The sequence below is a fragment of the Nocardiopsis flavescens genome, from assembly GCF_900141985.1.
In the GTDB taxonomy this organism is placed as follows: domain Bacteria; phylum Actinomycetota; class Actinomycetes; order Streptosporangiales; family Streptosporangiaceae; genus Nocardiopsis; species Nocardiopsis flavescens.
In genome coordinates, this window is sequence record NZ_FQZK01000002.1 from 44,813 (window position 1) to 58,489 (window position 13,677).

General features: G+C 75.7%; 3 protein-coding genes and 1 pseudogene. All 4 read left to right on the forward strand.

Annotated features, from left to right (window positions below):
- The first annotated feature begins 18 nt into the window (after positions 1-18).
- The 4 genes and pseudogenes from BUE45_RS04685 to BUE45_RS04700 all read left to right on the forward strand — a co-directional run bounded on the left by BUE45_RS04685 (position 19) and on the right by BUE45_RS04700 (position 13,660).
- Positions 19-575 (forward strand): annotated as a pseudogene (locus tag BUE45_RS04685) (GTP-binding protein).
- Between the two features lie 70 nt (positions 576-645).
- Positions 646-1,905 (forward strand): styrene monooxygenase/indole monooxygenase family protein, encoded by a 1,260-nt coding sequence (locus tag BUE45_RS04690; protein WP_073375560.1) that lies wholly within the window; start codon positions 646-648, stop codon positions 1,903-1,905.
- 387 nt (positions 1,906-2,292) lie between these two features.
- Positions 2,293-10,356: a type I polyketide synthase gene (locus BUE45_RS04695; RefSeq protein ID WP_073375562.1), complete on the forward strand. Its 8,064-nt coding sequence runs from the start codon at positions 2,293-2,295 to the stop codon at positions 10,354-10,356.
- Positions 10,343-13,660, forward strand: a complete 3,318-nt coding sequence (locus BUE45_RS04700; protein ID WP_073375564.1) for a type I polyketide synthase — start codon at positions 10,343-10,345, stop codon at positions 13,658-13,660. The genes BUE45_RS04695 and BUE45_RS04700 overlap by 14 nt, the downstream gene beginning before the upstream one ends.
- The last annotated feature ends 17 nt before the right edge of the window (positions 13,661-13,677 follow it).

The following is a 13,677-nucleotide window of genomic DNA, read 5'->3' on the forward strand; positions in this document are numbered from 1 at the left end:
CGGTCCAATCGCAAGAAGATGTCGAGCAAGATCGTCATCGCCGGAGGCTTCGGCGCCGGCAAGACGACTCTGGTGCGCTCGGTGTCCGAGATCCCGCCCGTCACCACCGAGGCGATCATGACCGAAGCGAGTATCGGTCACGACGACACCTCGATCACCCCGACAAGACGACCACCACCGTCGCGATGGACTTCGGCCGCATCACCATCGACGACGAACTCGTCATGTACATGTTCGGCACACCGGGCCAGGCGCGGTTCTGGTTCATGTGGGACGACCTCGTCCGGGGCGCCGTCGGTGCCGTCGTCGTGGTCGACTGCCGCCGCCTGGCGGACTCCTTCGACGCCGTCGACTACTTCGAGACGAACAAGCGCATCCCCTACATCGTTGCGCTGAACCGTTTCGAGGGGCAGTTGGACTACACGGCGGAGCAGGTGCGCGAGGCCCTGGAGGTCAGCCCGGAGGTCCCCATCATCGACTTCGACGCGCGCCAGCGGCAGTCCGGGGGAGAGGTCCTCAAGGCCCTGCTCCGGTACGCCCTGGAGCACAACCGCGCCAGCGAGCCCGTCGCCTGACGGGCGGGGAGGCGCCCCCGGCACGCTCCCCCTGGTCGTCCCGTAGATTCCCCAGGAAAGTAAGCGACACATGCGCAAGATCCTCATCGTCGGCGCGGGCCACGCCGGCCTGCACCTGGCCCACGGGCTCCTGACCCACGGCTACGACGTCACGGTGATCACGGGGCAGTCATCGCTGGAGATCCGTACCGGTCGGCCCTCGATCTCCCAGTTCACCTTCCCCACTGCCCTGGAGTACGAGCGCAAGTTCGACCTCGACTTCTGGAGCGCGCTCTCCCCGCAGATCCGCGAGCAGAAGTTGGCGGTGTTCCGCGAGGGGGACCCCGTCACGGCGATCAAGGGCCGCTCCCACCCGGGGAACGGCTACTCGGTGGCGGTCGACCGCCGGGTCAAGATGGCCGACTGGCTGGAGTCCTTCGAGGACCGGGGTGGGAAGGTGGTGATCCACGGGGTCACGGTGACCGACCTCGACTACTTCTCCCGGATGTTCGACCTGATCATCGTCGCGGTCGGCCACGGGGAGCTGGGCCAGCTCTTCGACCACGACACCAGCAGGTTCAGCGGGACCCGTCCCCGGGCACTGGCCCAGGCCTACGTCTACGACCTGTGGCCGCCCAACCCGGGGGAGTCGGAGAACATCGGCTGGTTCGGGGTGACGGAGGAGGCGGGCAACATCATGCTCGTCCCGATCCTCACCCAGGAGGGCCCCGCCCACAACCTGCTGCTGGTCGACAAGAAGGGCGGCCCGATGGACGCCTGGCCGGACCGGCCGGGTCCGGAGGAGCAGCTGCGCCGGATGAAGGACCTGATGCGCAAGTACGCGCCCGAGTTCTTCGAGCGGTCCAAGGACGCGGTGCTGGTCGACGGCCGCAGCACCATCGTCGAGGACCTGACGCCGCAGGTGCGCAACCCCGTGGGCCGGCTCCCCTCCGGAGGGCTGGCCATCGGCATGGCCGACGTGGTGGTCACCATGGACCCGTTCGTGGGGCAGAGCTGGAACAACTCCACCCGGTGCGCCCAGGCGTACCTGGAGGGCATCATCGAGCACGGCGACAAGCCGTTCGACCAGGAGTTCATGGTCCGGATCTTCGACCGGTTCTGGGAATTCGGACAGGACAACCAGGCCTGGGCGGAGTTCGCGTCCACCATGGTCGAGCAGTCGCTGCCCGAGCACATCATGAACATGCTGGCCGCCGCGGTCCAGTACGAAGAGGTCGCCGACCGCTGGATCCAGGGATGGGACTCCCCGTCCGATTACAAGACCTGGATGTTCGACCCGGTGGCCGCCCAGCGCTACGTCACCGAGGTCCAGGCGCGCCACGGCGCCTGAGCGGGACGGGAAGAGCCCGGTGCCCTCCGGGCACCGGGCCTTTTCCCTTGTCCGAAAACCCGGGCATTGAGTTTCTCCCATGGCCGAAAAAGGGAGGCCCTCATTAACTCCGCACGCCAGGGGCCGAGTTCCCTTGTCCGAAAAAGCCCCCACTGTTGTCAGTGCTCGTGAGCAAGCGTTACCCTCCTTCAGGTTGGTTCCTGTTTGACCCTGAATGCTGTTCCGTGGGGTAGTTGCCGTGAATCTCTGAGACTGTGGGTTCTGGTGTTGCCCAATGTCCGAATTTCGTCACGCCCATATCGGCGTTCTCGTGCACATGCACGGGCAACGTCCCAGGACGGGGGCATGCTCGGGTCAGGCTAGGGCAGTCGAAAGGGAAGGGCGACGATGCACGGCGGACCGACCGGAACCCCTGCCCCCGGCCCCCGGGAGCCCATCGCGGTCGTCGGCATCTCCTGCCGGCTTCCCGGGGCGGGCACCCCCGACGCCTTCTGGCGGCTGCTCGGCGAGGGCCGCGAGGCCATCGCCGCCCCGCCCGAGCGCCTCGGCGGCGGCTCCCCCGAGCGCGGTCCCCGCTGGGGCGGGTACCTCCACGACGCAGAGTACTTCGACGCCGACTTCTTCGGGATCTCCCCGCGCGAGGCGCTGGCGATGGACCCCCAGCAGCGGCTCATGCTCGAACTCGGCCGCGAGGCGATCGAGAACTCCCGCACGGCCCCCGGCGCCCTGCGCGACGCGCGCGTGGGCGTCTTCCTCGCCGCCATCGGCTCCGACTACGCCCTCCTGCACGACCGGGGCGGTGCCGGGGCGATCACCCACCACACCCTCACCGGCACCCACCGGGGCATGATCGCCAACCGGGTCTCCCACTTCCTGGGGGTGCGCGGCCCCAGCCTCACCGTGGACTCGGGCCAGTCCTCCGCCCTGGTCGGCGTGCACCTGGCGATGGAGAGCCTGCGCCGGGGCGAGAGCGAGATCGCCCTGGCCGGCGGGGTCAACCTCATCCTCGTCCCCGAGAGCACCGAACAGGTCGCCCGCTTCGGCGGTCTGTCGCCCGACGCCCGGATCCGCACCTTCGACGCCGGGGCCAACGGGTACGTGCGCGGCGAGGGCGGCGCCGTCGTCCTCCTCAAGCCGCTCGGCCGGGCCCTGGACGACGGGGACCGGATCCACGCCGTCGTCCACGGGGGCGCCGTCAACCACGTCGGCGGCGACTCCTTCCTCACCCGGCCCACCGTCCGGGGACAGGCCGAGGTCATCCGCGCCGCGCACGCCGACGCGGGCAAGCGCTCCGACCGGGTCGGCTACGTCGAGCTGCACGGCACCGGCACCCCCACCGGCGACCCGGTGGAGGCGGCAGCCCTGGGCGAGGTCTTCGCGGCCGGCCGGCGGGAGCCGCTGCGCGTCGGGTCGGCCAAGACCAACGTGGGGCACCTGGAGGGCGCCGCGGGGATCGTCGGCCTGGTCAAGACCGTCCTCGCCCTGGAGCACCAGCAGATCCCGCCCACCCTGAACTTCACCGAACCCGCGCCCGGCATCGACCTGGACGCCCTGGGCCTGGCCGTGCAGACCCGCCGTGAACCCTGGCCCGGCCGCGCGCCGCTGGCCGGGGTCTCCTCCTTCGGCATGGGCGGCACCAACTGCCACCTCGTGCTGGGGCCCGCGCCCGCCGGGCGCCGGGCCGCGGAGGCGACGGCCGCGCGCGCCCTCGACCCCGTGCCGTGGGTCCTGTCGGCGCGCTCGGAGGAGGCCCTGCGCGACCAGGCCTCCGCCCTGCACGCGCACGTGAGCGCCCACCCCGGCCTCACCGCCCGCGACATCGGCTTCTCCCTGGCCACCACCCGCGACGTGTTCGAGCACCGCGCGGTGGTGTTCGCCCCCGGCGACGGCGGCGCCCGCGAACTGGAGTCGGTCCGTCCCGAGGGCGCCGCCTCCGCGGGCGACCCCGGGCCGGTCCTGGTCTTCCCCGGACAGGGCGGCCAGTGGATCGGCATGGGCCGCGACCTGCTGGACTCCGACGGAGCCCTGGCCGAGGTGTTCGCCGCCCGGGTCGGAGAGTGCGAGCGCGCGCTCGGACCCTACATCGACTGGTCCCTGTCCTCGGTGCTGCGCGGGGAGCCCCAGGCCCCCGCGGTCACCGGCCCCCGGGCGCGGGCCGACGTCATCCAGCCGGTGCTGTGGGCCGTCATGGTCTCCCTCGCCCAGGTGTGGGGCGCGCTGGGCGTGCGCCCGGCGGCGGTCATCGGCCACTCCCAGGGCGAACTGGCCGCGGCCTGCGTGGCCGGCGCCCTGACCGTCGACGAGGCCGCCCGGATCGTGGCGCTGCGCAGCCAGGCCCTGACCGGGCTCGCGGGCAGCGGCGGCATGGCCTCCCTGGGCATCCCTGTCGAGGAGGCCGTGGAACTCGCCCGCACCCTTCCCGACCTGCACGTCGCCGTCGTCAACGGACCCGACTCCGTCGTGGTGTCGGGCTCCCCGCGCGCCGTGCGCGACGCCGTCGAGCACTGCGCGGACCGGGGGGTGCACGCCGCGCTCGTCGACGTGGACTACGCCTCGCACTCCCCGCACGTGGAGCGCATCCGCGACCGCGTCGCCCGGGCGCTGGGCCGGGTCCGGTGGCGCGTCCCCGACGTCCCCTTCTACTCCACGCTCACCGGGGCCGAACTCGGCGACCTGGCGCTGGACGCCGACTACTGGTACGCCGGACTGCGCAACCCCGTGCGGTTCTCCGACGCCGTCGACGCCCTGGTCGGCGACGGCCACCGGGTGTTCCTGGAGGTCGGCCCGCACCCGGTGCTCGCGCACGGCCTGCGCGGGTCGCTGGACCGGGCGGGGGTGTCCGGGCACGTCCTCAAGACCCTGCGCCGCGGCGAGGGCGACCAGGCGCAGCTGCTGAACTCGGCGGCGCGCGCCTTCACCGCCGGGGTGGACGTCGACTGGCCGCGCCTGTTCGAGGGCACCGGGGCGCGCCGCACCGACCTGCCCTCCTACCGGTTCCAGCGCCGCCGGTTCTGGCCCGACAACGCCACCGGCGCCCGCACCGGCGCGGCCGTCGACTGGTCGGCCGCCCCGGAGGAGGTGCGGGCGTCGCCCGAGCGCACGGCACCGGTGCTGGAACTGGTGTCGGAGAAGGCCGCCCGGGTGCTGTCCCGCGGGGCCCTGGCGCCGGGTGAGGAGCGGCGCGCGTTCCGCGACCTGGGCTTCGACTCGATCATGATGCTGGAGCTGCGCGACGCCCTGGACCGGGCCACGGGGGTGCGCCTGGGCGACACCGCCCTGTTCGAGCTGCCCACCCCGGCGGCGCTGGCCCGGTTCCTCGCCGGCGAGCTGGGCCGGGACGAGGTCACCGTGGGCGGGGGCACCGCCCCGGCCGCCGCCCCCCGGCCGGTCCCCGAACCCGTGCCGGAGCCTCCCGCGGCCCGTCCCGCCGCGGTCGAGGACGACCCGATCGCCATCACCGCGATGGCCTGCCGGCTGCCCGGCGGGGCGGACTCCCCCGAGGAGCTGTGGCGCCTGGTGGAGGAGGGGACGGACGCCACCGGCGACTTCCCCGACAACCGCTTCTGGGACACCGACGCGCTCTACCACCCCGAGCCCGGCACCCCCGGGCGCACCTACACCCGGCGGGGCGGGTTCCTCTACGACGCCGACCTCTTCGACGCCGACTTCTTCGGGATCTCCCGCCGCGAGGCCGACGCGATGGACCCCCAGCAGCGCCTGCTGCTGGAGACCTCCTGGGAGGCCGTGCACCGGGCCGGCCTCACCGCCGACGACCTGCGGGGCTCCTCCGTGGGTGTGTTCGTGGGCGCCATGGCCTCCGACTACGGCCCCCGGCTCGCCGACCCGGCCCGGGACGGCGACGGCGGATACCGCCTCACCGGCTCCACCGCCGGCGTCGCCTCCGGCCGCATCTCCTACGTGCTGGGCCTGCACGGACCGGCGCTGACCGTCGACACCGCCTGCTCCTCGTCCCTCGTGGCGATCCACCAGGCCGCCGAGTCGCTGCGCCGCAACGAATGCGCCATGGCGCTGGCCGGGGGCGTCACCGTCATGGCCACCCCGGGCATGTTCCTGGAGTTCTCCGCCCAGCGCGGGCTGTCCGCCGACGGCCGCTGCCGCGCGTTCGGCGCGGGCGCCGACGGCACCGCCTGGGCCGAGGGGGCCGGCGTGCTCCTCCTGGAGCGCCTCTCCTGCGCCCGCCGCGCCGGGCGCCCCGTCCTGGCGCTGCTCCGGGGAGGCGCGGTCAACTCCGACGGGGCCTCCAACGGGCTCACCGCCCCCAACCCCGTCGCCCAGGAGCGCGTCCTGCGCCAGGCCCTGGCCACCGCCGGGCTCCGGCCGGGCGAGGTGGACGCCGTGGAGGCGCACGGCACCGGGACCCGCCTGGGCGACCCGATCGAGGCGGGCGCCCTCATCTCCGTCTACGGCCCCGACCGCGACGAACCGCTGCGGCTGGGATCGCTCAAGTCCAACATCGGCCACTCCCAGGCCGCCGCCGGCGTGGCCGGGGTGATCAAGACCGTCCAGGCACTGCGCCACGGCCGGCTGCCCCGCACCCTGCACGCCGACACCCCCACCCCGGCCGTGGAGTGGGAGGGGAGCGGCGTGCGGCTGCTCACCGCGAACGAGCCCTGGCCCGACACCGGCCGCCCCCGCCGCGCCGCGGTGTCCTCGTTCGGCATCAGCGGCACCAACGCCCACCTGATCCTGGAGGGCGTCGCCGACGAGGGCGCCCCGGTGCGCCTGCCGGACCGGCCCTTCCAGCGGCGCCGCCACTGGGTGGAGCCCGCTCCCGCGTCCGGGGCCGCCGCACCGGCCGGAGCCCCGCTGCTGGACGCGGGCCTGGAACTGGTCGGCGGCGACACCGTGTTCACCGGTTCGGTCGGCGTCGGCGCACAGGCCTGGACCGCCGACCACCGGCTGCTCGACCGGGTCCTGCTGCCCGGCACCGCCCTGGTGGAGCTGGCCCTGCACGCCGGAGCCCGCACCGGGGCCCCCCGGATCGCCGACCTCACCCTGGAGAGCCCGATCCTGCTCCCGCGGGCGGGCACCGTCGACCTCCAGGTCACGGTCTCCGCCCCGGACGCCGACGGCCACCGGCCGCTCACGGTCCACGCCCGCGCCTCCGGCGGGCCATGGGTCCGCCACGCCTCGGGGGCCCTGGCCGCGGCCCTCCCGGACGCGCCCCCCGCGGGCCGCGGCGCGCCGGAGCGGGAGATCCCCGCCACCGTCCCCGCCGACTGGCCGGGGGAGGGCGTCGTGGACGCCGGGTTCGACGAGGGGGAGGCCTACGCCGGGCTGCTGCGCCGCGGCTACGCCTACGGCCCGGTCTTTCGCGGCCTGCGCCGGGTGTGGCGCCGGGTCGACGGCGCCCTGCTCGCCGAGACCGCCCTGCCCGACGGCCCCGGCGCCGGGCCCTTCACCGGGCCGCATCCGGCCCTGTTCGACGCCGCCCTGCACGCGGTGCTGCTCCACGGCTCCCACGGCGGAGCCCCGCTGGTCCCGTTCGCGTGGAGCGGGGTCCGCGCGACCCCGGCGCAGCGGCCGGCCCGCGTGCTGCGCACCCTCCTGGAGCACGTGGACGGCGACCGCTACCGGCTCACCGCCGCAGACGGCACCGGCGCCCCGGTGCTGACCGTCGACGAGCTGGTCCTGCGCCCCGTGGACCTCGCCGCGCTGCCCGGCGAACCCGACGAGGAGCCCGACCTGTACCGGGTGGACTGGCAGGAGATCGACGGCCCCGGGACGGACGGCGCGGTCCCCACGGACCTGCCGTCCCTGGACGGGCTGCCGGCCCAGGGCCCGGTCCCCGACGTCGTCTACGCCGAACTGCCCGCCCGCGCCGTCTACGCCGAGCAGGGGTCGGTGCCCGCCGCCGTCCGCGATGGGCTGGAGTCGGCCCTGGCCTCGCTCCGCACCTGGCTCTCCGACGGCCGCACCGCGGGGGCCCGCCTGGTCCTGGTCACCTGGCGGTCGGTGGTCACCCGACCCGACGACCGCCTCAGCGGACTGGCCGCCTCCTCCGTGTGGGGCCTGCTGAGCTCGGCCCAGCGCGAGCACCCGGACCGGCTCGTGATCGTGGACTCCGACGGCTCGGAGGAGTCCCACCGGGTCCTCTCCCGCGTCGCGGAACTGGGCGAGCCCCGGATCGCGCTGCGCTCGGGCCGGGTCCTGGTGCCCCGCCTGGTGTCCGCCGCCGACGAGGGCGCGCTCGTCCCGCCCGGTCCGCTGTGGCGGCTCGCCGCGCCCTCCCCGGGCTCCGTGGACGCGCTCACCCCGCTGCCCGCCCCCGAGGCTGCCTCGCCGCTGGGCGAGCACCAGGTCCGGGTCGCCGTCCGCGCCGCCGGGGTCAACTTCCGCGACGTCGTGGTCACCCTCGGCATGGTCCCCGACGAGCACGGCATCGGCCTGGAGGGCGCCGGGACCGTCCTGGAGGTCGGGCCCGGGGTCACCGACCTGGCCCCCGGCGACCGGGTCGCCGGCATGTTCCGGTCGGCCTTCGGACCGGTGGCCGTCGCCGACCGCAGGCGGATCGCCCGCATCCCCGAGGGGTGGACCTTCGAGGAGGCCGCCGCCGTCCCCGTCGTCTTCCTCACCGCCTACCACGCCCTGGTCGACATCGCCGCGGTCCGGCCGGGGGAGAGCGTCCTGGTCCACGCCGCCGCGGGCGGGGTGGGACTGGCCGCCGTCCAGCTCGCCCGCCACATGGGCGCCAAGGTGTTCGGCACCGCCAGCCCGCACAAGTGGAAGGTGGCCGTCGAGTACGGGGTCCCCGGGGACCACCTGTCCTCCTCCCGCACCCTGGACTTCGAGGCGTCCCTGCGCGCCGCCAACGGGGGCCGCGGCTTCGACGTCGTCCTCAACTCCCTCAGCGGGGAGTTCGTGGACGCCTCCCTGCGCCTGCTGCGCGCGCCCGGCGACGGCGCGGGCGCCGGCGGCCGGTTCGTGGAGATGGGGCGCACCGACGTCCGCGAGGAGTCCGAGGTCGCCGCGGCCCACCCCGGCCGCGGCTACCAGTCGTTCGTCCTGCCCGAGGTGGCCCCGGAGCGGATCGGGCAGATGCTCGACCGGATCATGGAGCTCTTCGCGTCCGGGGCCCTGCGCCCCCTGCCGGTGGGCGTCCACGACATCCGCGACGCCCGCGAGGCCTTCCGCGCGCTCCAGCGCGGCGAGACCACCGGCAAGACGGTGCTCCGCGTGCCCGCGCCCTTCCCCGAGGGCGCCGCCGTCCTCATCACGGGGGGCACCGGCACCCTGGGCCACCGGGTGGCCCGGCACCTCGCCACCTGGTACGGGGTGCGCGACCTGGTCCTGCTCAGCCGCAGCGGCGCCGGGGCCCGGGGCCAGGACGCCCGGACCGAGGAGCTGCGCGCCCTGGGCGCCCGGGTCGAAGTGCACGCCTGCGACGCCGCCGACCGCGCCTCGCTGGCCCGCCTGCTCGGGTCGCTGGACCGGCCGCTCGGCGCCGTGGTGCACACCGCCGGGGTTTTGGACGACGCCACCGTGCTCTCCCTGGACCCCGCCAAGGTGGAGGCGGTCCTGCGCCCCAAGGCCGACGCCGCCTGGAACCTGCACGAGCTGACCGCCGGACACGACCTGGGGACGTTCCTGCTGTTCTCCTCGATCACCGGGACCCTGGGCTCCCCGGGCCAGGCCAACTACGCGGCGGCCAACGTGTTCTGCGACGCGCTCGCCCACCACCGCCGCCAGCGCGGCCTGCCCGCCCTGTCCCTGGCCTGGGGCCTGTGGGGCGAGAGCAGCGGGATGACCGGCCACCTCGGCGACGGCGACCTGGACGCGCTGAGCCGGGGCGGGCTGCTGCCCATGGCCACCGACCGCGCCCTCGCCCGGATGGACGCCGCCCTCTACCTGGACCGGGCCGTGCTCGCGCCCGCCCTGCTCGACCTCGTCCACGGGCCCGACCTGCCGATCCTGAGCGGGCTGGCCGGCCCCCGCGACGGGGCGGGGACGGGACCGGAGGCCGCCGGGCCCCCGCTGGCCGCGGACCGCCTGGCCGGGCTCCCCGGGGCCGAACGCGAGCGCGTCCTCCTCGCGGCGGTGCGCGAGCACACCGCGGTCGTGCTCGGCCGGGGCGTCGAGGAGGCCGCACGGGTGCCCGCGGACAGCCCCTTCCGGGAGCTGGGACTGGACTCCCTGACCGGGGTCGAGCTGCGCAACCGCGTGGGCGCCGCCTGCGGGCTGCGGCTGCCCGCCACCGTGGTGTTCGACCACCCCACCCCCCGCGCCCTGGCCCGACACGTCGCCGCCGCGCTCTGGCCCGAGGCGCCGGACGACCACGCGCCGCCCACCGAGACCTCTGACGACGACGCCGTCGAGGACAGCCGTATCGACGGCCTGGACGTGGAGGGACTCCTGGACCTCGCCCTGGGCGAGGACGACGACGGGTCCCCCACCGAAGGCGAACAGGAGACCGCTGATGGCCACCGATAGCGAGCAGAACGCCAAACTCGTCGCGGCCCTGCGCTCGGCGCTGAAGAAGAACGAGCGACTCCAGGAGCAGCTGAACCGGGCGCCCGAGCCCGTCGCCGTGGTCGGCCTGGGCTGCCGGCTGCCCGGCGGCATCGACACCCCCGGCGCCCTGTGGGAGCTGCTCGAACGCGGGGACGAGGTGCTGGGCCCCCTGCCCGCCGACCGCGGCTGGGACCTGGACTCCCTGCTCGGCGGCGACGCGGGCGGCCCCCGGTCGGCCATGTCCCAGGGGGCGTTCCTCGACGACGCGGCGGACTTCGACCCGGCCTTCTTCGGGATCTCCCCCCGCGAGGCGGAGGCGATGGAACCGCAGCAGCGGCTGCTGCTGGAGGTCGCGTGGGAGTCCCTGGAGCGCGCCGGGATCCCCCCGGGCTCCCTCTCCGGCACGGACGCGGGCGTCTACGTGGGCGCCATCGCCCAGGAGTACGGCCCCTCCCTGGCCGAGGCGCCCGACGACGGGTTCGCGGTCAGCGGGACCACCACCAGCGTCGCCTCCGGCCGCCTGTCCTACACCCTGGGCCTGACCGGCCCTGCGGTCACGATCGACACCGCCTGCTCGTCCTCTCTGGTGGCCGTGCATCTGGCCGTGCGGGCGCTGCGTGCGGGCGAGTGTTCCCTTGCACTCGCGGGCGGGGCCACCGTCATGGCCCGGCCCGGCATCCTCACCGAGTTCACGCACCTGCGCGGGCTGGCCTCCGACGGCCGCTGCAAGGCGTTCGGCGCCGGGGCCGACGGCGCCGGGTTCTCCGAGGGCGCCGGGATGGTCGTCCTGGAGCGGCTCTCCGACGCGCGCCGCGCCGGGCACCCCGTGCTCGCCGTGATCCGGGGCAGCGCCGTCAACCAGGACGGGGCCTCCAACGGGCTCACCGCCCCCAACGGACCCGCCCAGGAGCGGGTCATCCGCGCCGCCCTGGCCGACGCCCGCCTCACCCCCGCCGACATCGACCTCGTCGAGGCGCACGGCACCGGCACCGCTCTGGGGGACCCCATCGAGGCCCAGGCGCTCATCGCCGCCTACGGGCGGGCGCACACCCCCGACCGCCCGCTCTGGCTGGGCTCGCTCAAGTCCAACCTGGGGCACGCGCAGGCCGCCGCCGGGATCTCCGGCCTCATCAAACTGGTCCTGGCCCTGCGCCACGGCGTGCTGCCGCGCACCCTGCACGCGGACGAGCCCACCTCGCACGTGGACTGGTCCGCGGGCACCGTGCGCCTGGTGGACCGCTCCCGGTCCTGGCCGGCCGGGGAAGCGCCGCGCCGCGCCGCCGTGTCCTCCTTCGGGATGAGCGGCACCAACGCCCACGTAGTCGTCGAGCAGGCGCCGGCGGAGGCGGAGGCGGACGCGCCGACCGGCGGGCGGGAGGCCGGCCCCGGCCTGGTCCTGTGGCCGCTGTCGGCCCGCGGCCCCGCCGCCCTCGCCGAGCAGGCCGCCCGGCTGCACGACCGGATCACCGCCGACCCCGCCGCCGACCCGGTCGACGTCGGCTGGAGCCTGGCGGTCTCGCGCACCGCCTTCGACCACCGCGCGGTCGCCACCGGCCACGACCGCGACTCCCTGGCCGCGTCGCTGTCGGCCCTGGCGGAGCGCCGGCCCGACCCCGCCGCCGTCACCGGCCGGGCCCGCCCCGACCGCCGCGTCGTCTGGGTGTTCCCCGGACAGGGCGGGCAGTGGGCCGACATGGCCGCGGACCTGCTCACCGCGTCCCCGGTGTTCGCCGGGACCATCGCCGACTGCGAGCGGGCCCTGGCGCCCCACACCGACTGGTCGCTGACCGCGGTGCTGCGCCGCGAGCCCGGAGCGCCCTCCCTGGAGCGGGTCGACGTCGTCCAGCCCGTGCTGTGGGCGGTCATGGTCGCGCTCGCCGGGATGTGGAGCGCCCACGGCGTCCGCCCCGACGCGGTCGTGGGCCACTCCCAGGGCGAGGTCGCCGCCGCCTGCGCGGCCGGCCTGCTGTCCCTGGAGGACGGCGCCGCCGTGGTGGCGCTGCGCAGCCGCGCGGTCCTGGACCTGTCCGGCACCGGAGCCATGGCCTCGGTCGCCCTGCCGGAGGACCGGGTCCGCGCCGACCTGGCCGGGCGCGGGGCCGACCTGCACGTCGCCGTCGTCAACGGCCCCGCCTCCACCGTCGTCGCCGGGCAGCCCGAGGACGTCGCGTGCCTGGTCAAGGAGTACGAGGAGCGGGGCGTGCGGGCCCGCCGCATCGCGGTGGACTACGCCTCGCACACCCCGCACGTGGCCCGGCTGCGCGAACGCGTCCGCGCGGACCTGGCCGGGGTCTCCTCCCGGGCGGGCGAGGTCCCCTTCTACTCCTGCCTCACCGGCGCCCCCGCGGGGGAGGGGGAGCTGGACGCCGACTACTGGTACCGCAACCTCGCCGAGCCCGTCCGCTTCCACGACACCGCCAAGGCCCTCATCGCCACCGGGCACGACCTGTTCATCGAGGTCGGCCCGCACCCGCTGCTCGGCTCCGCCCTCGCGGAGACCGCCGAGGCCCAGGGGGTCCGCGACACCGCCGTGGTCTCCACCCTGCGCCGGGACGAGGGCGGCACCGACCGGTTCCGGCTCGCCCTGGCCGAGGCGTTCGCGTACGGCGCGGCGCCCGACTGGTCCGCGGTGTTCGGCGACGGCGCGCGCCTGGTCGACCTGCCCACCTACGCCTTCCAGCGCCGCCGCTACTGGCGCGCCCGCACCGCCGCGGCCGCACCCGTGACCGCCGCGGCCGAGCCCGCGTCCGCCGCCGGGCCCGCGGAGGAGGCCTGGGCCCCGCCCCGGGGGGCGGCCCCGGCCGAGCGCTCCCGCGCCGTCCTCGACCTGGTGCGGGCCGAGGCCGCCGCCATCTTGGGCCACGACGGGCCGGGCGCCGTCGAACCCCTGCGCGGCTTCCTCGACGCGGGCGGCAGCTCGCTGGGCGCGGTCCGCCTGCGCAACCGCCTCGTCGAGCTGACCGGGATCGACCTGCCGGTGACGGTGGTCCTGGACCGGTCCACCCCGGCCGCCCTGGCCGACCACCTGCTCGGCCTGCTCGACGCGCGCGACACGCCGCCCCGGCCGCCGGTCCTGGACGAACTCGCCCGGCTGGAGACCGCGGTCTCCGCGGCCCAGTCCGGCGGACCCGTCCCCGGCGACGTCCGCCGGGAGCTCTCCGAGCGGCTGCGCGGCCTGCTGCGCCGCGTCGAGGCCGGGCCCGGGACGGGCGGCCCCGACCTGGACGGGGCCACCGACGACCAGCTCCTGGACCTCATCGACCGGGAGTTCGGGATCTCCTGAACCCCGGATACCCGACG

Excerpts from the sequence above, each read along its gene's own strand:
- BUE45_RS04690 (WP_073375560.1), top strand. The coding sequence starts at position 646 with ATGCGCAAGATCCTCATCGTCGGCGCGGGCCACGCCGGCCTGCACCTG.
- BUE45_RS04695 (WP_073375562.1), top strand. The coding sequence starts at position 2,293 with ATGCACGGCGGACCGACCGGAACCCCTGCCCCCGGCCCCCGGGAGCCC.
- BUE45_RS04700 (WP_073375564.1), top strand. The coding sequence starts at position 10,343 with ATGGCCACCGATAGCGAGCAGAACGCCAAACTCGTCGCGGCCCTGCGC.